Origin of the sequence: Cupriavidus necator A5-1 (assembly GCF_000744095.1) — a bacterium.
Classification (GTDB): Bacteria; Pseudomonadota; Gammaproteobacteria; order Burkholderiales; family Burkholderiaceae; genus Cupriavidus; species Cupriavidus necator_A.
The window spans coordinates 2,461,536-2,485,086 of the sequence record NZ_JQLI01000008.1; the positions used below are offsets into that span (position 1 = coordinate 2,461,536).

The 23,551-nt window shown below is 65.7% G+C and carries 22 protein-coding genes; 15 read left to right on the forward strand and 7 right to left on the reverse strand.

The window, feature by feature from the left end; translation table 11 throughout:
• Window positions 1-14: 14 nt before the first annotated feature.
• Window positions 15-2,003 (forward strand): thioredoxin domain-containing protein, encoded by a 1,989-nt coding sequence (locus K307_RS35415; RefSeq protein WP_042885720.1) that lies wholly within the window; start codon window positions 15-17, stop codon window positions 2,001-2,003.
• A 10-nt stretch (window positions 2,004-2,013) separates the two neighbouring features.
• Here K307_RS35415 and K307_RS35420 read toward each other — a convergent pair whose 3' ends face one another.
• Together K307_RS35420 and K307_RS35425 are read right to left on the reverse strand one after the other, a co-directional pair.
• Window positions 2,014-2,466 carry a PA2169 family four-helix-bundle protein gene (locus K307_RS35420; protein WP_042885722.1) on the reverse strand — a complete coding sequence of 151 codons (453 nt, stop codon included), beginning with the start codon at window positions 2,464-2,466 and terminating at the stop codon, window positions 2,014-2,016.
• Between the two features lie 204 nt (window positions 2,467-2,670).
• Window positions 2,671-6,564: a BTAD domain-containing putative transcriptional regulator gene (locus K307_RS35425; RefSeq protein WP_042885725.1), complete on the reverse strand. Its 3,894-nt coding sequence runs from the start codon at window positions 6,562-6,564 to the stop codon at window positions 2,671-2,673.
• Window positions 6,565-6,822: 258 nt separating this feature from the next.
• On the opposite strand from K307_RS35425, the gene K307_RS35430 reads away from it, so the two are divergent.
• Window positions 6,823-8,196 carry a tetratricopeptide repeat protein gene (locus tag K307_RS35430; protein WP_042885726.1) on the forward strand — a complete coding sequence of 458 codons (1,374 nt, stop codon included), beginning with the start codon at window positions 6,823-6,825 and terminating at the stop codon, window positions 8,194-8,196.
• Window positions 8,197-8,533: 337 nt separating this feature from the next.
• Here the strand turns inward: K307_RS35430 and K307_RS48205 are convergent, their stop codons facing one another.
• The gene (locus tag K307_RS48205) at window positions 8,534-8,677 is read right to left on the reverse strand and encodes a hypothetical protein (protein ID WP_230626284.1); all 144 of its coding nucleotides are present in this window, start codon (window positions 8,675-8,677) and stop codon (window positions 8,534-8,536) included.
• Between K307_RS48205 and K307_RS35435 the strand changes: the two genes are divergently transcribed.
• The 8 genes from K307_RS35435 to K307_RS35470 all read left to right on the forward strand — a co-directional run bounded on the left by K307_RS35435 (window position 8,676) and on the right by K307_RS35470 (window position 15,893).
• Window positions 8,676-8,933, forward strand: coding sequence for a hypothetical protein (locus tag K307_RS35435; RefSeq protein ID WP_042885728.1), 258 nt, complete (start codon window positions 8,676-8,678; stop codon window positions 8,931-8,933). The two genes, K307_RS48205 and K307_RS35435, sit on opposite strands and share 2 nt — an antisense overlap.
• 10 nt (window positions 8,934-8,943) lie before the next feature.
• Window positions 8,944-10,005, forward strand: coding sequence for a patatin-like phospholipase family protein (locus K307_RS35440; RefSeq protein ID WP_051975308.1), 1,062 nt, complete (start codon window positions 8,944-8,946; stop codon window positions 10,003-10,005).
• 314 nt (window positions 10,006-10,319) lie between these two features.
• Window positions 10,320-10,541, forward strand: coding sequence for a hypothetical protein (locus K307_RS35445; RefSeq protein WP_042885729.1), 222 nt, complete (start codon window positions 10,320-10,322; stop codon window positions 10,539-10,541).
• Window positions 10,542-10,698: 157 nt separating this feature from the next.
• On the forward strand, window positions 10,699-11,670 hold the full coding sequence (locus tag K307_RS35450; protein WP_042885731.1) for a tripartite tricarboxylate transporter substrate binding protein: 972 nt from the start codon (window positions 10,699-10,701) through the stop codon (window positions 11,668-11,670).
• Between the two features lie 11 nt (window positions 11,671-11,681).
• Complete coding sequence (locus K307_RS35455) at window positions 11,682-12,809, forward strand: TauD/TfdA family dioxygenase (RefSeq protein ID WP_080745338.1); 1,128 nt, start codon at window positions 11,682-11,684, stop codon at window positions 12,807-12,809.
• A gap of 53 nt (window positions 12,810-12,862) precedes the next feature.
• Window positions 12,863-13,708 (forward strand): isocitrate lyase/PEP mutase family protein, encoded by an 846-nt coding sequence (locus K307_RS35460; RefSeq protein ID WP_042887830.1) that lies wholly within the window; start codon window positions 12,863-12,865, stop codon window positions 13,706-13,708.
• On the forward strand, window positions 13,705-14,937 hold the full coding sequence (locus K307_RS35465) for an MFS transporter (RefSeq protein ID WP_063771725.1): 1,233 nt from the start codon (window positions 13,705-13,707) through the stop codon (window positions 14,935-14,937). The genes K307_RS35460 and K307_RS35465 overlap by 4 nt, the downstream gene beginning before the upstream one ends.
• A gap of 128 nt (window positions 14,938-15,065) precedes the next feature.
• Complete coding sequence (locus K307_RS35470) at window positions 15,066-15,893, forward strand: GntR family transcriptional regulator (RefSeq protein WP_080745340.1); 828 nt, start codon at window positions 15,066-15,068, stop codon at window positions 15,891-15,893.
• 79 nt (window positions 15,894-15,972) lie between these two features.
• On the opposite strand, the gene K307_RS35475 is transcribed toward K307_RS35470, so the two are convergent.
• Complete coding sequence (locus K307_RS35475) at window positions 15,973-17,139, reverse strand: MFS transporter (RefSeq protein ID WP_042885733.1); 1,167 nt, start codon at window positions 17,137-17,139, stop codon at window positions 15,973-15,975.
• Between the two features lie 110 nt (window positions 17,140-17,249).
• Between K307_RS35475 and K307_RS35480 the strand changes: the two genes are divergently transcribed.
• Window positions 17,250-17,750 carry a winged helix-turn-helix transcriptional regulator gene (locus tag K307_RS35480; RefSeq protein ID WP_042885734.1) on the forward strand — a complete coding sequence of 167 codons (501 nt, stop codon included), beginning with the start codon at window positions 17,250-17,252 and terminating at the stop codon, window positions 17,748-17,750.
• Between the two features lie 93 nt (window positions 17,751-17,843).
• Here the strand turns inward: K307_RS35480 and K307_RS35485 are convergent, their stop codons facing one another.
• The gene (locus K307_RS35485) at window positions 17,844-18,305 is read right to left on the reverse strand and encodes a DUF6130 family protein (protein ID WP_042885735.1); all 462 of its coding nucleotides are present in this window, start codon (window positions 18,303-18,305) and stop codon (window positions 17,844-17,846) included.
• Between the two features lie 183 nt (window positions 18,306-18,488).
• Here K307_RS35485 and K307_RS35490 point away from each other — a divergent pair, with 183 nt between their 5' ends.
• The 3 genes from K307_RS35490 (at window position 18,489) to K307_RS35500 (ending at window position 20,865) form a co-directional block, all read left to right on the forward strand.
• The gene (locus K307_RS35490) at window positions 18,489-19,910 is read left to right on the forward strand and encodes a PLP-dependent aminotransferase family protein (RefSeq protein WP_042885737.1); all 1,422 of its coding nucleotides are present in this window, start codon (window positions 18,489-18,491) and stop codon (window positions 19,908-19,910) included.
• 111 nt (window positions 19,911-20,021) lie between these two features.
• Window positions 20,022-20,474: a carboxymuconolactone decarboxylase family protein gene (locus K307_RS35495; RefSeq protein WP_042885738.1), complete on the forward strand. Its 453-nt coding sequence runs from the start codon at window positions 20,022-20,024 to the stop codon at window positions 20,472-20,474.
• Between the two features lie 70 nt (window positions 20,475-20,544).
• Window positions 20,545-20,865: a DMT family transporter gene (locus K307_RS35500; protein WP_042885741.1), complete on the forward strand. Its 321-nt coding sequence runs from the start codon at window positions 20,545-20,547 to the stop codon at window positions 20,863-20,865.
• A 7-nt stretch (window positions 20,866-20,872) separates the two neighbouring features.
• On the opposite strand, the gene K307_RS35505 is transcribed toward K307_RS35500, so the two are convergent.
• Window positions 20,873-21,763, reverse strand: coding sequence for an ATP adenylyltransferase family protein (locus K307_RS35505; RefSeq protein ID WP_042887835.1), 891 nt, complete (start codon window positions 21,761-21,763; stop codon window positions 20,873-20,875).
• Window positions 21,764-21,825: 62 nt separating this feature from the next.
• Window positions 21,826-23,040, reverse strand: coding sequence for an MFS transporter (locus tag K307_RS35510; protein WP_080745341.1), 1,215 nt, complete (start codon window positions 23,038-23,040; stop codon window positions 21,826-21,828).
• Window positions 23,041-23,118: 78 nt separating this feature from the next.
• Between K307_RS35510 and K307_RS35515 the strand changes: the two genes are divergently transcribed.
• Window positions 23,119-23,490, forward strand: a complete 372-nt coding sequence (locus K307_RS35515; RefSeq protein ID WP_042885744.1) for an ArsR/SmtB family transcription factor — start codon at window positions 23,119-23,121, stop codon at window positions 23,488-23,490.
• Window positions 23,491-23,551 lie beyond the last annotated feature (61 nt).

The following is a 23,551-nucleotide window of genomic DNA, read 5'->3' on the forward strand; positions in this document are numbered from 1 at the left end:
GGCTGGAGATCACGATGACAAACCGGCTCGCCACAGAAACCTCGCCATACCTCCGGCAACACGCGGAGAATCCGGTCGACTGGTATCCCTGGTGCGACGAGGCGTTTCACCGCGCCCGCGACGACGACAAGCCGGTCCTGCTTTCCGTCGGCTACGCCACATGCCATTGGTGCCATGTCATGGCGCACGAATCGTTCGAGAATCCCCGGATTGCCGGCCTGATGAACGAGCGCTTTATCAGCATCAAGGTTGACCGGCAGGAACGTCCCGACCTCGACGACATTTACCAGAAGGTCCCCCAGATGATGGGACAGGGCGGCGGCTGGCCGCTCACGGTGTTCCTGACGCCGCAAGGAGAGCCGTTCTACGGCGGCACTTACTTTCCGCCGGATGACCGCTACGGCCGCCCTGGGTTCGAGCGTGTGCTGCTGAGCCTGAGCGAAGCCTGGACGCATCGCCGCCAGGAACTGCGCGACACCATCGAGCAGTTTTGTCAGGGGTTCCGGCAGCTGGAAGACGCGGCCCTGGGCCGTGAGGCCGCGGATGTCGAGGACCTGCCCGCGCAGACCGCCCTCGCCCTCGCGCGCAATACGGATCCGACCCATGGCGGGTTGGGCGGAGCGCCCAAGTTTCCCAACGCAAGCGCCTACGACCTCGTGCTGCGCATCTATCAGCGGACTGGTGCACCCGCACTGCTTGAAGCACTGGAGCGCACGCTCGACGGCATGGCGGCCGGCGGCATCCATGATCAGCTCGGCGGTGGGTTCGCCCGCTACAGTGTCGACGAACGCTGGGCCGTGCCCCACTTCGAAAAGATGCTTTACGACAACGGCCAGCTCGTCACGCTCTACGCCAACGCCTATCGCCTGACAGGAAAGCAAGCCTGGCGCCGCGTCTTCGAGGAAACGATTGCGTACATCCTGCGGGACATGACGCACCCCGAAGGCAGCTTCTATGCTGGCGAAGATGCCGACAGCGAAGGCGAGGAAGGCCGCTTTTATGTCTGGACAGCGGCCGAGGTGAAGGCAGTCCTGGGCGAATCCGACGGGGCACTGGCGTGTCGCGCCTACGGCGTGACCGAGGGCGGGACCTTTGAATCCGGCAGATCGGTCCTCCACCGTGCGGTCATGCTGACCCCGTTGGAGGAGGCGCGGCTCGAAAGCTGGCGCGAGCGGCTGCTGGCAGCACGCGCCCGGCGCGTGCGCCCCAATCGTGACGACAACATTCTCACCGGCTGGAACGGTCTCATGATCCAGGGGCTCTGCGCGGCTTACCAGGCGACGGGCCACCCCGCGCACCTCGCCGCCGCAAGGCAGGCCGCCAGCTTTATCCAGGACAAGCTCACCATGCCGGACGGCGGCGTGTACCGGTGCTGGAAGGACGGCACAGCCAAGGTGCCAGGGTTCCTGGAGGACTATGCCTTCCTGGCCAACGCGCTGATCGACCTCTACGAATCCTCCTTCGACAAGCGATACCTGGATCGCGCAGCCGAACTCGTGGCGCTCATCATCGACAGGTTCTGGGACGACGGGCTGTATTTCACGCCCCACGATGGCGAGCAATTGGTGCACAGGCCCCGCGCGCCGTACGACGGCGCATCGCCGTCGGGCATTTCAGCCAGCGTGCTCGCCTTCTTGCGCCTGCACGAACTCACCGGCGAGGACCGCTATCGTGACCTTGCCGAGCACGAATTCCAGCGCTACCGGGCTGCCGCCACCGCGGCCCCGGCCGGCTTCGTACACCTCCTGGCCGCCTGGGACTTCGCGCAGCGCGGCGCGTTCGGGATCATTCTTGCCGGCGATAAGGCGGCCGCCGCCCCACTGGTGGAAAGCGTTCACCGCACCTACCTTCCGGCACGAGTCCTGGCATTCGCCGATGACGTTCCCGTCGGCCGGGGGCGGCTGCCGGTCGACGGCCGGCCGGCAGCCTACGTGTGCCGACATCGCACCTGTTCCGCACCCGTAACCAGCGGCCAGGCGCTCCTTGAACGCTGCGTGGCGTGAATGTGCGCCCTTAGTGAATCTGCATACCGCGCATGGCATGAATCCGCTCATGATGCTGCTTCAACGCATCATACTGGCGCTGAAGCGCTGCGCTGGCCTCTGGTGGCAGCGGCTTCATCATGACGGACTGATACTCACGCCTGGCAGCATCTTCTTCGTGCTCGCACATCCCCAGTACTGCGTCGTCATTCTTTGGCTGCAGCATGTGGCGGAACGCCATCCAACCGCGGAACAGCGTGCCGTTCATGCTGCCCCGGTCAATCGGCTGGCCGCCCATGGCACTGATGAGCGACTGCAATTCCTTCACCGACGCCCGGTAGGATTCCGCGGTGCTCATCAGAATGTCGCGCAGCTGCGCATCGCGCACTTCACTGGCGCCGCTCATGCAGGCCAGTTCGCTGTCCTTGCCAGCCTCGATCAGCTGGTTCAGTGCCACGACAGCTTGTTGCTGGTTGTCGCCCATGGAATTCTCCCAACATGTACAGGCGTCCGAGACGCCATCCACATGAATCGGCCGGTTCGCACCGGGCCCCATCTGCCTGCTCGTTCACAGGCAAGGCGTGACTCCATGATAGGAGATGGCCGAACACTGGCGGGGAGGCGTCTGGCTCGCTACTGGCGTGATTTGCGAGAGCAGGAAGTTCAATCAGGACGGGCCAGATGCGTCCTATTCGATGCGCGACGTCACTGCCAGCCGCTCCAGTGCCGCATCGATGGCACCCAGGGACTCATTCAGACCGGCCGCATGCGCCTCGTCCCTGAGCAGCCGTAACCGGGCAAAAAGGGGCGGCATGCTCCCGGCCCCCTCCTCCCGTGCGGCGCATATCAAGGCACGGCCCCTGCGGATCAGGAAGTCTCCCCACGGAAACGGCTCATGCTGCATGTAATCCTGCAGCGCAGCCAGGTAGCGTTCGGCTTCCTGCCACCGGCGCGCCGCCAGTGAAACGTCGATCGCCGCTTCAAGCAGGTCGACGTGGCAATGGCTCACGCAGCCCTGGGCCAGAATGGCCTCGCCCTGGCGCAGCGCGTCGAGCTGCTTGTCCGGATCGCGCGTGCTGCGCGCAAGGAATGCCAGCACGGTTGGCCCTGAATACCGCACGCCGCTGGCGTGGCTCAGCTGCAGCGCCTCGTCGAGCAGGGACTCCGCCTCCTCCACCTGGCCGAGCGCGCCGATGGCCAGGCCAAGCCGCGCCAGCACTTCCGCCTCGAAGCGCCGGGCCCCCAACCGGCGCGTCAGCGCCAGGGCCAGCCGCGCGTTCGCTTCAGCACGGGGCCAGTCGCCGGCGAGTTGCGCGGTCGATGTCATCACGTCGTAGGCCAGCATTTCGCTGCGCGCATCGCCGATGCGCCGCGCCAGGCGCAGCCCTTCCTCGCAGCTGGCCTGCGCGGCCGCAAGCTGGTTGCGGAACAGTTCCACCGCGCCCACCATCGGCAGGTTGGCACATTCAATGCGGATGAAGCCGTGCGCCCGCGCCAGCTCGACACAGCGAACAAAATGCGCATGCGCGGTCAGCATGCGGCCCTGCTGGTAGTACGCATCGCCGAGCCCGCCGAGGGCACGCGCCTCGCCCAGCACCGATCCGGCCGCGCTTGCATGGCTGAGGGCGCGCTGGTGGGCGACGAGGCACTCGTCCATGTCGCCCTTCGGGAAATAGAGATTGCCGCGCAGCGATTCGATCTCGGCCAGCCGCTCAGGCTCGCCAAGCGCAGCGGCGGCCTGCTCCGCCTCCCGCAGCGCCGCCAGGGCTTCGTCATAGCGGTCGAGCAGGCGCAAGGCGGCCGCCGTGCCGAGACACACGCGTGCCTGCTGTGCCGCATCGGTCGCCAACGCTTGCGCTTGCCGGAAAGCCTGCAGCGATTGCGTCGGCAGGCCCAGGTCAAGTGCCAGCTCGCCATGCAGGCAGGCAAGCGTGTGCCTGCAGGCGTCGTCGCTATCCAGGCGCTGCGCACGCTCGACCAGGCGCAGCGCGCGCTCGCCGCGGAAGTGTGCCGCCTCATGGCGCGCCGCGGCGGCATAGGCCTCAGGCGCACCGGGATCGCCTGCGGCATCCAGGTGTTCGGCCATCAGCGCCGGTTCCCGGCCTTCGTACCAGCCGGCCGCGCGCCGGTGCAGATTCTGTCGCCGCGACTTGAGCAGCGACGCGTACACCGCCTCATGGATCAGCGCGTGCATGAACAGGAAGTCTTCGCCTTCCGGCCGGGCCATGGCCTCCTGCACCAGGCGCTCGCAGACGTACCCGGGATCCTCGATCAGATGCCGCAGCGCGGCCGGGCTAAAGCGCTGGCCCAGTACGGCAGCGGCCTGCAGCGCCTGGCGGTCGGCGGCGCCGAACCGGTCCAGCCGCGCCAGCACGATGCTCTGCAGCGTCCCGGGCAACTCGTCCGCGCCTGCCTCCGCGCCGCGCAGCAATTGGTCGAGAAACAGTGGATTCCCCTCGGCCCGGCGAATGCAGGAAGCGGCCACGCCAGGATCGACCTGCCGATGGCATGCCGCCAGTTCGTGCGCCTCGGCATCGTCGAGCGGCCCGAGGTCGATGGTGGTCAGCGACGCGCCCTGGCTGGTCGCCCGCCAGGCCGCATCGAGCGGGTCGTGCTCGGGGCGCACGGTCAGCACCAGGATCAGTGCATGGCTGCGCGTTGCCGCCGCCAACTGCGCCAGGCAATCGAGTACCGTGCGCTCGGCCCAGTGGACGTCTTCGACCACGATCAACTGCGCGCGCGCCGCACTGCGGCGGGTGGCCAGGGTCACCATCAATCGCTGCGCGCCGCGTTGGCGGCTGGCGGCATCCATCGCGGCCAGTGCGGCGGCCTGCTCGGCGGACTGGGGCAGCTCGAACATGTCGCAGGCGAACACAAGCTCGTCCTCTGCGAGTTGGCAGGCGGCGAGCGCTTGCTCGATGGCCGCGCCTGTCGCTTCTTCCGTGGCGCCGCCATCAGTGCCCGCCGTACGAGGCGCAGCGCCCAGCAGGCTGCGCGCAAGCATGCGCAAGGGATCGCCGCCGCTGCCGGCGCCGAAGTCGAGCACCAGCGCCCGGTGTGCCTCCAGGCCATGCTCGCGTGCCAGCGCGACGAAGCGGTCGGCAAGCCGGCTCTTGCCGATGCCGGCCTCGCCGCGGATCAGCACGACCCGGCCATGGCCGGACCGCAGGCAGCTGTCGGCAACGCCGGCGAGCTGGGCCAGTTCCGCTTGCCGCCCTACGAAGGCGTGCTGCGCCGGCGCCTGTTCCACCCCGAGGAAGCGCCGCACGCGCCAGAGCGGAATCGGTTCGGCCACGCCTGGGAGCACGGCCCGTGCCACGCAATCGGCTTCCAGGCGTCCGGGCAGCGCCTGGTAGACCCGATTCGATACCATGGTCGCGCCAGGCTCGACGGCCTCCATTGCCTGCAAGGCCACGCCAACGGGCCCGCCGGTCAGCGTCATGCCGCTTTCGCCGCAGGCCGCCAGCACCTGGCCGCTGGCCAGGCCTACGCGCGCCAGCAGCCTGGCGTTGGCGGATTCCGCCAGCCGCGCCAGGCCGGCATGCAGCGCCCCGGCGGTGTGCAGGGCGCGCTCTGCGTCGTTCCCATGCGCCACCGGAACGCCAAACACGATGGTCAGCCGGGTGCCGATTTCATCGGTGATATGGCCGCCGCAGGCGCTGGCCAATGCCCTGGCCTGCTGGCGCCAGCGCGCAAGGGCATCGTGCAATGGCTCGGGTTCCAGACAAGCGCTGCCATCGTCCAGGCTGGCTACCAGGACCACTGCATGGCGCAGCTGCGGCTCGGGAGGCATCACGGCGGAGGCAGGTGGCATCGCGGGACCGTCGTCACCGGCCGGCATGCCAGCCACCGGCTCGCGGCGGGCTCGCAGCATCGCCTGGTACAGCGCCTCGGTCTCGGGCTCCGGCGATACCCCGAGTTCGCGTTGCAGCGCCGCCCGGCACAAGCGGTACTGCTTGAGCGCCAGCGCCTGCCGGCCCTGGCGTTCATACAGCCGGATCAGCGCCCGGTGCACGCTTTCCTGCAGCGGATCGAGCGCAAGCAGCCGGGTGGCAGTGGCGATGGCCTGCTCCGTCTCGCCGGCCTGTTCGTGGTGCGCCAGCAACCTGGCCATGACCGTCAATGCCACGCCGCGCAGACGTTCGCGTTCGATCGCCAGCCAGTGGTCGAACGCCGGCGCGGCGGCATGAAAGCCCTCCAGCAAGTCGCCCCGGTACAGCGCCACGGCGCGTGTCAGCGATGCGGGCGTGGCGTCACGGGCACACTGCTCGAACTCGCACACGTCAACCTCGATCTCGCCGAGCGTCACGCAGTCGGCTTCCGCCAGCACCACGTGCTGGCCAGCCTCTTCCAGTGCGCGCCGCGCGGCGCTGAGCGCCTGGCGCAGGCTGCTGCGCGCCTGCTCGGCATTGCTTTCGGCCCAGCACAGTGCGGCCAGCTTGTCGCGCGGCTGGGCACGTCCTTGCGCCAGCGCGAGATAGGCCAGCACTGCGCGCGCTTTGCGGGCAGTCAGCGAAATCGGCGTTCCGTCTGCAGAACTCAGCTGGAAGCCGCCGAACAGGTCAAGACGGGCGCGGGCCATGATTTGGAAACCTGAAAGCCCATCATTTATAGGCGACGGCACGAGGCCGCGCGCGGCTCGCCGGCGCAAAGAGATGAAGCCGGTACTTCCCGGCCTGCCGCAATTTTGACGCTTCTTTCACGCTGGACTGCCGGGCCCGTTCACGCCGGCTACCTAGTATGACGACAACCCCGGCCCGCGTGGCATCCGCCGAAGCGGGCGAACCGGGGGCTGCCATCGAGGCTAGGGCTGCCTCGGTCACACTGGAAGGATTGCGTCATGACACATACTGACTCGCGGGGTGTTTCGGTCTCGAGCACCAACACCAACTCGCTGGAGCGCTTTGAAGCCGCCCTGGAACTGCTGCATGGCTACTATGGCGACCCGCTTACGGTGATCGACCATGCCCTGGACGAAGATCCGGCCTTCGTGATGGGCCATGTCATGCGCGCGGGGATGATGATCACGGCCGGTGACGGCACCGTGGAGCCGATGCTCAGGCAAAGCGTCGAGGCCGGCGAAGCGCTGTCCGCCAGCGCCAACGAGCGCGAGCGCCGGCATATCGCGGCGGCACGCGCCTGGCTGGATGGCCAGTTCGCGCGCTCGATCCAGCTTTACGGCGACATCGTGGTCGACTATCCGCGCGACAGCCTGGCGCTGCAGATCGCCCATATCGGGGACTTCCTGCTCGGGCAGTCCACCCTGCTGCGTGATCGCATCGCGCAGGTGCTGCCCCACTGGAATACGCGCGTCCCCGGCTTCGGCTACGTCCTCGGCATGCATGCGTTCGGCCTGGAGGAAACGCACTTGTACGAGCAAGCCGAGGAACGCGGCCGCTTCGCACTGGAACTGAACCCGCGCGATCCCTGGGCCATCCATGCGGTCGCCCACGTGATGGAAATGCAGGGCCGCCAGGACGAAGGCATCGACTGGCTGAGCGGGCGCGCTGCCGACTGGTCGCAGGACAATATGATGGCCGTGCACAACTGGTGGCACCTGGCGCTGTTCCATCTCGAACTCGGCCATGCCACGCAGGTGCTGGACATCTACGACGCGCACATCCGCGAGAACCACTCGTCGGTGGCGCTGGAGCTGATCGATGCCTGCGCCATGCTGTGGCGCCTGCATTTGCGCGGCATCGATGTGGGCGAGCGCTGGAATGAACTGGCCGACACCTGGCAGGGGCGCGGCGCCGAAGGCTACTATGCTTTTAACGACACCCATGCTGCCATAGCCTATCTCTGCGCCGGGCGCGACAGCACGCTGGAAGGCCTGCTTGCCAGCATGCGCGCAGCGGCAGGAGGCAGCGATACGAACGCCGTGATGACCCGCGAGGTCGGCCTGCCGGTGACCGAGGCCCTGGTCTCCTTCTCGCGGCAAGACAACGACCACGCCATCGAGTTGCTGCTTCCGGTGCGCCAGATCGCGCATCGCTTCGGCGGCAGCCACGCCCAGCGCGATCTCATCAACCTGACACTGATCGAAGCGGCGTTGCGAGGCCAACGCGCCAACCTGGCCTGCGCGCTGGCAGCCGAGCGCATGGAGCTCAAGCCGATGAACCCAAGCCTCAGCAAGCTGGCGCAGCGCGCGTCAGCGCTCCAGCGCGAAGCGGCGGACGGCCAGGGGGATGCGGCCGCGGCGAAGGTGGCGTGAAGGGCAAGTAGCAGGTATCCATGGCAGATACAGGGCGTTGTACGGTGTGGCGCCCTGAATCACCTAAGCTTTGAGGCAGGACTCTCAAAGCGGCCCCATGCACTGCACCCTCCTTCCTCGCCCTGGCCACGCCTTGCGCTGCGTGTTGGCCGAGTGCACCGTCATCGCCCTGCTGGCCGCGGCCATGGCGGGATGCGAGGCGCCCCCGCGGGATACCTCGGCAACGCCTCCGCCACCCCGCGTGCCCATCGTGCCCGGTGACGACGTGTACCCTGCCCCGACTTCCGTGCGCGATACTCGCGCCCGGCCAGCGTCCGCTCCCTAGCCGGGCGTTTCATCAGGCACTGCCTGCCGCGCGCGTCAGGTGTTCAAGGACGGCTTTGCGCTCTACCTCGGCGGCGGCACGCGCGGTAAAGATGCGGTAGACGTAGTCCATCAGGACTTCTTCCTCCTTCATCTTTCGAATGTTGAGGAAGGCCATGTGCCCGATGACCTGCCCCGGCTACGTCAAGACGCCGCTGGTGGAACAGCAGATTGCCGAGCAGGCGCGCGCGCACCAGATCTCGCCTGCCGATGTCGTGCGCGATGTCATGCTGGTGCACCAGGCGCGCAAGAAGTTCGTGCAGTTCGTGCGGATCGACGAACTTGCTGCCCTGACGGTGTTCCTGGCCTCGGACAATTTATCCTCGATGACCGCCACCGCGCTCGCAATGATCGGTGGCTGGACCCAGCACTGAGGAACGAGCCATGTCGACCGATCCTGGAATGCGAGATGCCGGCAAAACCGGCCAGGCCGTGAAGCCGGTCACGCTGGCGCTGCAAGGCGGGGGTGCCCATGGTGCCTTTGCCTGGGGTGTGCTGGACCGCCTGCTCGAAGACGGCAGGCTTGCGATCGAGGGCGTCAGCGCCACCAGCGCCGGCGCGATGAATGCCACGGTGCTCGCGTACGGCCTGCTCCAGGGCGGGCCGCCGTGCGCCCGCACCGCCCTGCACGACTTCTGGCGCGACGTTGCCAGCGCCGCGCGCGCCAGCAGCCCGTTCCGCAAGCTGCCATGGGAGAACTTGCTGCACAACGGCTACGGGCTCGACTACTCGCCGATGTACCTGTTGACGGACATGATGCTGCGCGTGCTGTCGCCCTACCAGTTCAACCCGCTCAACTTCAACCCGCTGCGCGACGTTCTGGCCCGCCATGTGGACTTTGATGCGCTTAACCAGCACTGCCCGATCCATCTTTACCTGTGCGCGACCAATGTCGAGACCGGCAAGATACGCGTGTTCTCGCGCGACGACATTTCGCTGAAGGCGGTGCTGGCTTCTGCCTGCCTGCCGGTCCTGTTCCAGGCGGTGGAAATCGACGGCGAACACTACTGGGACGGCGGCTATGTCGGCAACCCCGCCATCTTCCCGCTGATCTACAACTGTGGCGCACGGGATGTGGTGATCGTCCATATCAATCCCATCGTGCGCAGGGGTGTGCCGAAGACCGCCGCGGAGATCCTCAATCGCATCAACGAGGTCAGCTTCAACTCCTCGTTGATCCGCGAACTGCGCGCGATCAGCTTCGTCACCAGGCTCATCCAGGATGGCAAGATCAGCGGCGGAGAGATGAAGGAAATGCTGATCCACTCGATCCGCTCGGACCAGACCATGATGGCGCTCGGCGTGTCCAGCAAGCTCAATGCCGACTGGGACTTCCTTTGCTACCTGCGAGATCAGGGCCGGGACGAGGCCGGGCGCTGGTTGCAGCAGAACTACAGTGCAATCGGTGAACGGTGCACCGTCGACCTGCAGCAGGAGTTTTTTTGATCCTGGTCCGGGGACGTCATTCTGCACATGCGCGAGTAGGAAGCGCCCATGAAACTCATGCTTGCGTATTCGGCGCCGTCGCCCGGCTGGGCAGCGGGCAATGGGCGTACGCCGCCACCCCCTCGGATATTACGTGGGCTGCGTGGGCCTGCTTGCGCTGTGGCCGCAAGCGGAGCGCCGGTGCTCGCAGCCACCTCGCCGGTATGGCGGGCTGCGCCGCTCCTGACAGTGCTTTTCCTTCTCTTCGTCGGGTGGCGGCTGCTCCGTCCGTGGCTCCGGGCGAAGCGCTCCTAAAACCCGGGAGCAAAGATGGCATGAACGCGTTGGCGCGCGGATCTGGTCGCCCGCACCACGCCACTACGGTGATCGGCCTCACCTTCCTGCTGCTGCGCATGAGCGCCGGCCGCCTCGAAGGTCCCGGGATTTCCTTTGCGCAATGCCTGCGGTGCTTCATGGGCGGCGCCATCATGGGCTGGGACAGCCTGCTGAACAGCCGTCAGGAAATTCACCGCAAGTCACTTTCCCTCCCCCTCTAGCCCTAGGGTAAGCCCCGAAGTGCCGAGCCTTGCAAGTTGGCGCCCACCTGCCTATCCTGAACCCATCTAATTGTCCGGACAAAAAAATAATTAGGACAATATGGTTCGATCCGGCTCACCGGACTTCCCACACCTCTACTGGAAAGAGGAGACAAGCATGCCCGCCCCCCAACAACTTGCGGCGCTCAGCCTATCGCTGGCGTTCGCCATACTGGCCCTGCCAACAACGGCGCACGCAGAATTCCCGGACAAGACCATCCGCATCGTGGTGCCCTACTCGCCCGGCGGCGGCACCGACATCGTGGCGCGCCGGCTGGCCGAGCGGCTGACGCCGCGGCTCAAGCAGACCGTGGTGGTGGAGAACAAGCCCGGCGCCAACGGCATCATCGGCACTGACTTTGTCGCCAAGTCGGCGCCGGACGGCCATACCTATGTGCTGGTGGTCAACACGCACCTGCTGAATCCGATCCTCTACAAGAAGATGCCCTACGACACCTTCAACGACCTGATCGGGGTGACGATGGTGGCCAAGTCCCCGCTGGTGTTCGTCACGCAGACCGAGTTCCCGGCCACCAACGCGATCGATTTCGCGCGCTACGTCAAGGCCAAGCCGGACAAGTACTCCTATGGCAGCTCGGAGAACATGACCCGCCTGGTCGGGGCGATGTACAACAAATACCAGAACCTGGACATGGTCAACGTCTCTTACAAAGGCGGCTCGCCGCTGATGACAGACGTGATCGGCGGTGTCACCACGGTGGGCGTCACCAGCGTGCTGACCGCCAAGCCGTTCATCACCGCGGGCAAGCTGCGCCCGCTCGCGGTCACCGGCGCGCAGCGCACGCCGGCGCTGCCCAATGTGCCCACCATGATCGAGTCCGGCATGAAGGACTTCGAGGTCTACACCTCCTACAGCCTGTACGCGCCGGCCAAGACGCCCAAGGCGGCGCTCGAGCGCATGCAGCGCGAGATCCATGCCGTGGTGATGGCGCCCGACATGAAGGAGATCCTGGCCGAGCAGGCCGCCACGCCAGTGGCGCAGCCGGTCGACGAGTTCAATGCCGAGGTGAAGAAGGACTTTGCGCTCTGGCAGCGCCTGGCCAAAGAGGTCAACCTGCAAGCGGAGTGAAACAAGTGGACATGGAAACGACAAGGACGAGCACCCGCCCGATCGGCCCGGTGGCGGGCGGCTGGACGCGCCGCGATGTGGAGCAGGACAACGGCTGGATCCATACGCTGAGCGGCGAGGAGGTCGACGCACTGGAGCAGGCGCTGCGTCACGCGCTGCAGACCGGCAAGGACCGGTTCGACATGTCGCTGGAGGACTTCCCGCTCGATGCGAGCGTGCGACGCCGCCTGGTCGCGCTGATCGACGAGACGCAGGGCGGGTTCGGCTTCAAGCTGCTGCGCGGATTCCCGGTGCAGCGCTGGGACGAGGATGCGCTGCGGCTGCTGTTCTGGGGCATCGGCCTGGTGCTGGGCGTACCGCGCCCGCAGGGCAAGATGAGCCAGTTTGTCAGCGATGTACGCGATGCGGGCGGCACTTACCGCTCCAACACCGGCCGCGGCTACAACACGCGCTCCGGGCTGGACTTCCATGCGGATGGCAGCGACATGGTCGGGCTGTTTTGCGTGCGTACCGCAAAAAGCGGTGGCTCCAGCCTGGTCTCCAGCTCGATCGCCGCGCACAACGAGATGGTGCGCCTGCGGCCGGATCTCGCCGCCGAACTCTATGCGCCGCTGATTTTCAGCCGGCAAGGCGAGCAGGCACCGGAAGAGGCGCCGTACTACGCGGCGCCGGTGTTCGGCATCCGCGATGGGCATTTCGCCTGCCGCCATATCCGCAACCATATCAAGGGCGCACAGCAGTCCTTCCCGGACGTGCCGCGCCTGTCGCCGCAGCAGATCGAAGCGCTGGACTTGTTCGACGAATTGCTCGCGCGTGAAGACCTGTGCTACCACATGGACCTGCTGCCAGGCGACATCCAGCTGCTGAACAACCATATCGTGCTGCACTCGCGCACGGAGTACGAGGACCATCCCGAGCCTGAGCGCAAGCGCCACCTGTTCCGGCTGTGGCTGGCGCTGCCGCAGGCGCAGCCGCTGCCGCACGGCTGGCTGGACGCGTACAAGGACGTCGACGCCGCCTGCGTGCGCGGTGGCTTCCGCGGCGTCGGCATCACGCCGCAGATCCGCGCCTTCGAGGCACGCATCGCCCGCGCGCACGGCATGAAGCTACGTATCTACCCCGAAAAGGAAGCTGCCTGATGACCTCGCCTCAATCGACCGCGCCCCATGTCGAAGCCACCGCCCGCCCCACCATGCGCGAACTGCTGGCGTGCAAGCGCCTGATCGCCGCGCCCGGCGTGTTCGACATGATCTCGGTGCGCATCGCCAGCCGCATGGGCTTCGACTGCCTCTACATGACCGGCTATGGCACCGTGGCCTCCTACCTCGGCCTGCCCGATGCCGGTCTGGCGACCTATACCGACATGGTCAACCGCGTCGGCGCATTCTGCTCCGCTGCCACCATGCCGGTGATCTGCGACGGCGACACCGGCTACGGCGGCCTACTCAACGTCGCCCATACCGTGCGCGGCTATGAGCGCGCAGGCGCCAGCGTGATCCAGCTCGAGGACCAGGAATTCCCCAAGAAATGCGGCCATACGCCCGGCCGCCGGGTCATCCCGGTCGAGGACATGGTGAAGAAGATCCAGGTCGCGGTGGAAGCGCGCGAAAGCCCCAACTTCCTGATCCTCGCCCGCACCGATGCCCGTACCTCGCTCGGACTGGATGAGGCGCTGCGCCGCGCCGAAGCCTATGCCCGCGCGGGCGCCGACATCCTGTTCGTCGAGTCGCCCGAGTCGGAGAAGGAACTGGAAATCATCGGCAAGACGTTCGACCTGCCTTTGCTGGTCAATGTGGTCGAAACCGGGCGCACGCCGGTGCTGCCGGCCGAGACGCTGGAGCAGATGGGCTTTGCCATCGCCATCTATCCGGCGGTGGGATTCCTCGCCGCGGGCAAGGCGCTGGAAGACGTCTACGCCCACGTCAAGGCCAACCGCAGCTCGATCGGCATCGGCGAGCGGCTCTATGACTTCCCGCGCTTCAACACGCTGATGGATTTCGAATCGGTGTGGGACTTCGACAAGCGCCACGCGTCATGACGGTCGCGGCCGACGCTCCCGGTCGGCGACGGGCCGCCGCTACCCTCACCTGCACGCTGGCGATACAGGTGGTGGCGACCGCCAGCACGCTGGCGTTCGCGGTGCTGTCGCCGGTGATCCCCGGCGTCGGGTTGGCCAGCGTAGGCGTCTTCCTGGCCGTGGTCTATGTCGGCGGCATGATCGGCTGCCTGGTCGGTGCGGGTCTGGTGGCCGGGACCGGGCCCGTGCGTGCGTCGCAGTTGGGCCTGCTCGCGCAGGCCGTGGCACTGGGCCTTCTCGCCACGGGCGAGCCTCAGGTAAGGCTTCTCGCCGCACTGGTCAGTGGGCTTGGCTATGGCCCGATCACGCCGGCCAGTTCGCAGATCCTGATACGTACGACCACGCCGCAACGGATGGGGTTTGTGTTCTCGCTGAAGCAGACCGGCGTCCCGCTCGGTGGCCTGCTGGCGGGCGCGGCGCTGCCGCTGCTGGCCGCGCTGTGGTCGTGGCAGGCGGCGCTGGGCGCGCTGGCGCTGCTGGCGCTGGCCGTGGCCGCGCTCAGCAACGGACAGCGGCGCGAGTTCGACACGGCGGCGACCGGCCGCGTCAGCATCGCAGGCAACTGGCGCCAGCTGTTCGGCGATGTACTGGCCGATGGCCGCCTGCGCTCGATGGCGGCCGTGTCGCTGCTGTTCTCGGCGTGCCAGTTGTCGGTCAGCGGGTATTTGATGGTGTTTCTTACCGCTGAGGTCGGCATCGGCCTCGCGCAGGCCGGCATGATCTATGCCGTCACGCAGGGCGCCGGCATCGCAGGACGCATCCTGTGGGGCCATCTCGCCGACCTGACCGGCTCGCCGCGTGGTGTGCTGATCTTGCTGGCAGTGCTGATGAGCGCGAGCGCGGTGGCCACCGGCCTGTTCACGGCCCAGTGGACACTGGTGCCACTGTGCCTGGTGTCGACTGTCCTCGGCGCCACGGCGATCGGCTGGAACGGCGTCTACCTTGGCGAAGTGGCGCGGCTGGCGCCGCCTGGGCGCGTGGCTTCGGTGACCGGCGGCGCGTTGTTCTTTACCTATTTTGGCGTGGTGTCGGGCCCGCCGGCGTTTGGCTACCTCGCCCAACGCACCAACAGCCTTGGCCTGGCCTACCTCGCGCTGGCGGCCGTACCGGCTCTCAGCGTGGCCTTGCTGCTGTGGGGCGGCGGCGCAAAGGGGCAGACGGATGCCGGCGATCCGACGCGCAGCCTTTAAGACTATGCAGCCAGCCCGCCGCAGTCGCCTCTCAATTCTGATCCACGATACCGGACGAGCGGGACCGCGCTGCAGCCTGCGCGCGTGCGCTTGCCCGTGTGACGGGTCGCGGCTATGCTGCGAGCGTCATGGTCACAACAACCGATGCACGGCAACTTATGGAACAAGGCGGCAATCTCCCCGACGACTCCGCAGGCCTGGAGGCCGACGTGCGGGGCGGTGCCAGCCCGCGCTACATCGCGCTGGCGCGAACGCTCCGCTCGGAGATCGAGAACGGCACCTATCCGGTCGGCAGCAAGTTGCCGACCGAGATGGAATTGTGCAAGCAATTCGGCGCCAGCCGTCATACGGTGCGGGCGGCCGTCGAGCGTCTGGTCAGGCTTGAACTGATCACGCGCACGCCGCGCGTTGGCACGGTGGTCACCGCATCGCGCGCCAGGCGTGGGTACGAGCTGGCGGTCGGCCAGGTCGGCGACTTGTTGCAATACGCCTCCAGCACCCGCATGCGTGTGGTCTCGCGACAGCTGCGCGAGATCGACGAGGAGGCCGACCCGGTGCTCCAGCCCTATCTCGGCCAGCACTGGCTGGTCATCCGCGGCGTGCGCACCGGCGACACCGCCGACGCACCGATCTGCTACAACGAGGTCTGGGTACACCCTGACTTCCGCGGCGTCAGCGGTACGGAACAGGACATCGAGGCCTCGGTGTTCCATCTCATCGAGCAGCAGTTCAATGTCGCGGTATCGCGCATCGAACAGGTTATTCATGCGGGCGCGCTGCCGGCAGACATCGCGCAGTTGCTCCAGGTCCCGCCTGGCACGGCGGGACTGTGGATCAATCGCCAGTATCGGGACGCGAGCGGCAGGCTGATCGAGATGGCCCTGTCCGTGCATCCGGCCGACCGCTTCTCTTATCGCATGGTGCTCGACCGGACGTGGCGCAGTGTGCAGGGGTGACCCGGAGTCAGGGTGGGTCCCATAAGATGCGCATAGCTGCGCTTGTTCATGTAGATCCTTCGAGCGCGGAAGCCCTCGGCTACGATGCGTGCGCGACCTGTCCCCGAGGTGAAATGCGTTGCTGTGCCCGTTCGGCGGCTAGCAGGGACGCGGCGATGAGTGCGGCCCCGACCAGGCCAAGCGCATGTCGGTCCAGCCAGGTAAGCGCTGCGGCGCCGATGACGCCGGACATCGAGACGCCGATGTAGACCGCGGCAGAGTTCAGCCCCAGCAACAGAGGTGAGGCAGCCGGCGACAGGCTGATCAGCCGATGCTGTTGAGGTACCAGCAGCCCCCAGCCGCATAGACCCCAGACGACGATCGCCGGGATAGCGCCTGTCAGCGATGCCGACGTCCACGGCATCAGTGCAAAGTCGATCGCTGCGATCGCAATTGCAGTATTAATGATGCGCCGGCTGCCGAATCGGTCTGTCAGCCGGCCCGCCGCGAGATTGCCGACAGTGGCGGCAACACCCCACAGCAGCAGCATCCCGGCCAGGACTTGCGAGTCGCCCCCGGTTGCGCGCTCAAAGCTCACGCCGACATACGTGTAGACCACGAAAAGCCCCGAGTACGCGAGCCAGGTGGTCATGAGTGTCAACAGAACGCGGGCGTCAGCGAGCGGCGCCAGGCGGCGCGCCAGGCTAAGGGCTGGCGGCGAAGCAATGTCTGGAAGCAGCCGCCAGACGCCGACTCCGGCGACCGCCCCTACGCCAGCGACGAACCACATCGTGGCACGCCAGTCGAGCCAACCGCCGAGGTAGGTGCCAAAGGGTGCACCCAGCGCCGTAGCGCTGGACAGGCCGGCAATGATGATGGCCAGCGCACGACCGCGCTGCTCGGCAGGCACCAGCGAGGCTCCGGTGGCGGTCGCCGTGGGACTGTACATCGCGGCACCCAGGCCAGCCAACAGACGGCTCGCGAGCACGAACCCAATGCTCTGCGCGAGTGCCGTGATGACGTTGCCAAGGACAAACACGGCCAAGCCCGCAAGAAGAAGTCGTTTGCGTGGCCAATGCGCCGCTGCCGCTGCCAGGACTGGCGACAGCAATGCATAACTCAGCGCATAGAGCGTCACCATCTGTCCGGCAAGTGCCACCGAAACGCCAAGCGAACCAGCCACCTGCGGCAGGATGCCGGCGACAACGAAGCTGTCCGTGCCTATGGCAAACATGCCGCCGGCCAATACGATGAGACGTCGATCCACGGTGAATTTCCTTTCTGGGCCCGAGCGGGCGAAAGTTGCGTGACGCAACTGATCGATCCAAGATAGCACGTCAAGTTGCGTGACGCAACTTATGTGAATAGAATGCGGACATGTACCGCAAATCCTTTGACGGAATGAACTGTTCCATCGCCCGCGCACTCGAGCAGGTGGGCGAGTGGTGGAGCCTGCTGATCGTTCGCGAATGCACCCTCGGCACCACGCGCTTTGACGACTTTCAGCGTCGGCTGGGCATTGCCAGGAACGTGCTGACGGCTCGCTTGAACACACTGATCGAGCACGGCGTGCTGGAGAAGGTGCCCCTGGAGGACGCCGAACGGCGCCAGGAGTACCGGCTGACTCCAAAGGGCGAGGCGCTGTACCCCGTGCTGGTGGCGCTACTGCAATGGGGCGATCAGTGGTGCGAGCACGATGCGCCCATTCGCCTGGTTGAGCATCAGTCCGGAAAGCCCATCGAGCCCGTTGGCCCTCGTGGGAGTCGAGGCAAGCTGCTAACCTTCCGCGACATTCGCCTGGAAGCTGGACCTGGCGCGACAGCGGCTACGGTGCAATCGGTTGGCGCTCGGAATCGCGCCATCCTGGGTGAGGAATAACCTCTCCCGTTGACGGCCGGTCTCTCGATCGAGCCCGCCATAGGCATCGCCGCAGGCATATGCCGCGTCTCGCGCATGAGAACGCACAGGCTCTCAATGCTGGTGGGGCTTTGACGTCTTCAGGTCTGGGACGGTGACGGAAACTGTCTCGCTGGCAAGAATCTTGTGATTGGGATCGGCAAGCTCGAGCCGAAGCTTGTGCGCGCCAGGCGTCAATCCAACCAGGATGATCGGATCTTCGCTGGTGTGTGCCCAGGTCCCGTGCCAGTCATCCACCGTCACGTGGAGGTGCCCGATACGCGGCGACACCTCGACAGCGGTCTTGCCGAATACCGGCATGACGCGGAAGTTCTCGGTCCGGAACTGAATGATGATGACGCCGCGAGCCAGTGGCGCAGCCAGCGGCGGATATGCAATGAGTTTCGGCGCCGGTTCCGATTCGAGCGGCAGGAGCGCCGGGGGACGGCCGGTATCCGGGGCATTCTGCGCGCAGGCAGCAACGCAGAAAGCAGCGCCGGCAGCGGCGACTGACAAGTGCCTGAAGAGGGATCGCATGGTTTGTTCCTTTCGCGGCCAGGCTGGCCAAGGGGCGCAACGCCGCTGCCGCTTCGCTTGTATGTACAGAGTAGTAGCTGAGCGACCAAACGCGGACTTTGGTTAGGCAGCTTGCCGATCAGGCCAGTCGCGTCCGTATCCACCGATATCGAATTCATAACGATGCTCGCAGCTGACTAGTCCATGACCACAGCGACGCCCAGCCCCATCTCGCCGTTGGACCCGACGGCGGCCACCCCCCTCTATCGACAGATATACGATCGATTTCGCGACGCCATTGCCAACGGCGTATTGAAGCCGGGCGACCGAATACCTTCCGCAAGAGCCCTGACCAAGGAGTTGGGATTGGCCAGGGGAACTATCGACTCGGCCTATTCCTTGCTGGCTGCTGAGGGATATATTCAGGCCCGCGGCCAGGCAGGCACCATCGTGGCGCCCGATCTCAAGCCGCGCGTGCCGATTGCAAGCCCGCGCCGCCCGTCCGACAGCAAAGCCGGTTCAACGAGTTTTCGTCCGGATTCGATTTTGCCGTTCCAGATGGGATTGCCTGCGCTGGACGCATTTCCCCGCAAGGTCTGGGCCCGCCTGGGCGCGCGCTGCGCGCGCGCGATGCAACCATCGGATATGGTTCATCCCCCCGTGTACGGCGTGCCGCAACTGCGTTCCCAGATCGCAGCATACCTGCAGGTTTCGCGTGGCATCAGTTGTTCGCCGGCTCAGATTTTCGTGACCTCGGGGTATCGTCACACCATTGAGTTGATTGCGCATGCACTCTTGAAGGGAGGAGATCGCGTCTGGTTGGAGAACCCCGGATACCCACCCACGCGGGAACTGCTGGGACATATGCAGATCACAGCGGTCCCGGTGCCAGTGGACCAGGACGGCATGGTCGTTGCGGATGGAATCAAGCTGGCACTACGAGCACATGCCGCGGTAGTCACGCCGGCCCACCAGAGCCCGCTGTGCGTGTCATTGTCTCTTCCCCGGCGCTGGGCACTGCTGGACTGGGCCGTGCGAAGCAAGGCATGGATTATCGAGGACGATTACGATGGCGAATACCGCTATGTCAGCCGCCCGCTTCCTGCGTTGACGAGCCTGGATCGCGAGGGCCGGGTGCTCTACGCGGGCACCTTCAGCAAAGTGCTTTTTCCTGGCATCCGCCTTGCCTATCTCGTCGTGCCGGAGGCGCTGGTCGAACGGTTCGAACAGATCAGCCAGGCCTTTACAGGCGGGAGTCCCGCGCTTACCCAGGCGATCGTCACAGCCTTTATCGCGGAAGGCCATTTCGCACGCCATATCCAAAAGATGCGGAAGCTTTATGCCGAGCGTCGGGACGCCACCGCCGCAGGCCTGGAGAGCGTTCTTGGCGAACATATGCAGATCGATTCACAGCCCGGAGGCATGCACCTGATCCTGCGGCTGCAAGGCAAGCTGTCAGACCGCCGGCTCGTTGCGCGCATGCGGGAATCAGGACTGTACGCGGAAGCATTGACGGCTTGGACGATAGGTCGTGACGAAGGATCGGCATTGCTTCTCAACTTCACGAATATCGATTCCCGGAAGACCGCGGAAGGTCTGGCAAAGCGTATCCTGGCCCTGACATGACCGTTCCGCCGAATAATCATGGCCTAGTGAGGATCATGGATCTTGGACCTCCCCGGGTAGGCCAAGGTACACCAAGATGGAGTCCTTCATCACCCACTTCAAGGACCCATCATGGCCCATCGCATCGACTACACCAAGGCATCTCCCGAAGGGTACAAGGCTTTCGGTGGCGTGTATGTCACGCTTCAGAAGAACGACCTGCCAAAGGAGCTGGTCGATCTCGTGTATCTGCGGGTCTCGCAGATCAACGGCTGCGCATTCTGCATCGATATGCACTCGCGCGACCTGCTCAAATCCGGCCTTGCGGTGGAAAAGCTCGTGCTTGTGCCCGTATGGCGCGACGCCGGCGAAATTTTCAGTGCTCGCGAACGGGGCGCGCTGCGTTGGGCGGAAACCGTGACCCGCGTGGCTGACACGGGCATTCCCGATGCAGACTACCAGGCCGCCGCGGCCGAGTTCAGCGACAAGGAACTCGCCGACCTGACCTATGCCATTGGCCTGATGAACGCATTCAATCGCTTCGGCGTTGCGTTCCGCTCGACGCCCGCCGCCACCAAGGCCTGATACGCAAGGAAGCCGGCGCCTCTCAAAGCGCTCGCTTTCTCGAACTCATGGTTGAATGGATCTGTCACGTATGGCATGGACATTACTCAGCCTGGCCGGCGTTCTCGAAATCGCATTCGCGTTCTTTATGAAGTCGTCGCTCGGCTTTACACGACTGATACCTACGGTGCTTACAGTCGCTACTGGACTGGCCAGCGTCATTCTGCTTTCCATCTCGCTTCGCACCCTGCCAGTTGGGACCGGCTACGCCATCTGGACCGGCATCGGGGCAGCTGGTACGGCGATTGTGGGAATAGCCTTCCTGGGCGACTCTGGCTCGCCGATGAGGATCCTCTGCATTGTCTTCATTCTGGCTGGCGTGATTGGACTCAAGCTGGTCTCAGCAAACTGAGACCCTTTTACGGCGCTGCCGCGGCTCGCCGGAGGAGATTCATCGGGCCAAGGCCCTCAATGGCCCGCATCTGCGCCTCATCCCGGACAAACAGCGAGCCGGCGAACGCCAGGGCATTGACCGAAATGCCTTCAACGCATTCCCTGGATCTCGGCACCAGCAGCAGCCCTGCGGGCATGACCAGCAAGTTGTACGGCGCCGACTGGCGCAGTCCGCCATCGACATCGACCGCCCGCACACCAACCGCAGCGAGCAGCGCGCGGTAGCGCTCGCACGCCGTGCACGCCATCTCGTGCACGGGCGCCGCAAACAGATCCAGCGGCGCGAACATATGCGCAAATGGCAGGTCGGGAACGGTGCCGATGGCGCCGGCGATCTGCGCCGACTCCAGCAAGGGGCCGATCGGCAGCGCCGGGCCACCCTCGGCGAACGGCAGCGGCACGATCTGCAGATGTTTGTGGGCCTGGCTCGCTCCTGCGGCTGCCCCGCCGTTATAGAAACCCAGGCTCCCGAACTCCGCCATGCAAGCCAGCAGCGCGGCAAAGTCCGCCACGGTCAGCAATGATTCCTGCGGTTCGAAGAGGCGGGTGACGATAAGCAGGTGATGCTCGATGACATTGAACTTGTTGAGCAAGGCCACATGGGTATCGGAGATATCCGCGACAAACAGTTCGGGGTCATAGGGCAGGAATGGATTGCCCCCGGCACTGCCCGCCCTGCGTGCCTTGTCCTTGTGAGCAAGGCTCGACACCTGGCGGACCAGGAAGCGCACGCCGCCGTCCTTGATCGCCGCCTGGACGGTTTCGATCGGGCACAACGCCCCGCTCCGCAGGGCGTGCGCCGTCCGTTGCACGATGGCCGGCCACAGCGTGCCGGGCTGAAGGTGTGGATGGTGCATGGTCCGCTTGCGCTCCCACTCCAGCATAGATCGCAACTGACAACAAACTTACACGCCAAGAATCAGGCACTCCCCTGCCCGGCCCGACGCACGGCCCAGGCGCCTCCGACCAGGGCGGTGACAGCCAGCACCAGTGCGAACAGCATCGCGCCCGATGCCAGCCCCACGGCGTCGATCAGGTACCCCGTCGCCACTGGCAGCAGACCTGCCGGGATATAGCCGCCGATGTTCAGTACTGCGTTGGACTGCGCACGATGGCTGTCAGGCACGTGCAGGCCGATCAGGGTCAGGCCTCCCAGTTGGCCGAGCCCCTGGCCGGCCCCGGCGAGCAACGCTGCAGCGATCAGCGCCGGCACCAGCGAAGCATGGATGGCCAGCGCCAGGCAAGCCATCGCCAGCACTGTGGCCGACGCGCTGCCGGCAAAGATTCGCGCCACCGGCCATTGACGGACGGCAAGCTGCACGCCGACAGCAGTGAAAAACATCGCGCAAGCCATGCCGCCAGCCAGCAAGGGACTGCGCACTTCGAGCAGCCGCGCCAGCAGCGATGGCCCCAGCGCCAGCACGAACGAGGTCGCGGTGATGCCCGGGCCGAAGGTGGCGATGCCGTACAAGACCTGGCGCTGGTTGGCGACGGGCACGTGCGGGAGTTGCAGGCTAAGGGGACCAGCCGCCTGCGTGCTCCGTACGGGCAGGCGCAGAGCTGCGATCAGCGCACTGACCAGCACCAGCGCCTCGACCGCAAAGATGGGCAGCACCGGTTGCGCCAGCGCCTGGGCCAATCCACCCGCCAATAGCGGCCCCAGGCCGGCACCGAGCACCATCGCGATGGAGGCCAGCAGCGCCGCCCGGCGTTTATGCTCGGCGCCGCCGGCATCGACCACCGCTGCCATGCCGGCCGAAACGATCACGCCCACGGCCACGCCTGCCAGCAGCCGGCCCACGGCGAGCATGCCGATCGAGGTGGCGCTGGCGAACAGTCCGCAGGCAACCAGCGCGGCGACCAGGCCGGGAATCAGTACCGGCTTGCGCCCGTAATGGTCTGATAACTGCCCGGCTACCAGCAGCGTCCCCAGCAGTCCGGCGATGTAGAGCGCAAAGATGACGGTCAGCATGCCAGAGGAAAAGCCCAGCTGCTCCTGCCAATGCACGTAGAGCGGTGTGGTCGAATTCGACAGCATGAACACAGCAGTGACCAGCCAGGCGGCCGTCCACATGCGTGCCGGTGGGGAGACGATGGATGGGTTGGCGATGCGGGCAGTAGAGGTAACGGACATGACGACACTCCTGTACGAGATTTCTCGAACTATAGAGCAGTTCGAGAAATCTCGTACAGATGCTATAGTAAGTGCACTATGAGGACATCCATCACTGTCACGCCAGCCGATCTCCCACCACCGCTCGAGGAACCCGCCGTCGAAGACCTGCGGCTGGAAGTTATCCTGGGCGCACTGGCCGATCCGCTGCGCCTCACCATCGTGTACAAACTGATGCTGGAGTCGGATGCCTACGACCACCCCTGCGGATGGTTCGGTTTCGACCGGCCAAAATCGTCGCTGACCCACCATTTCAAAGCCTTGCGCGAAGCCGGGGTGATCCGCCAGCGGCAATATGGCCTGGAACGGCGCAGCCGGCTGCGCCGCGAGGATCTGGAAGCGCGTTTCCCTGGCTTGTTGGCCTTGGTGGAAAACTGGCAGCCACCGGAGCGAAGCGCCAAGCGAGCGTAGCGACAACAAGGAATGCGGCGCGCCGAAATCCAGTACCCTGCGAGGGTGGCGCGTGAGCCCC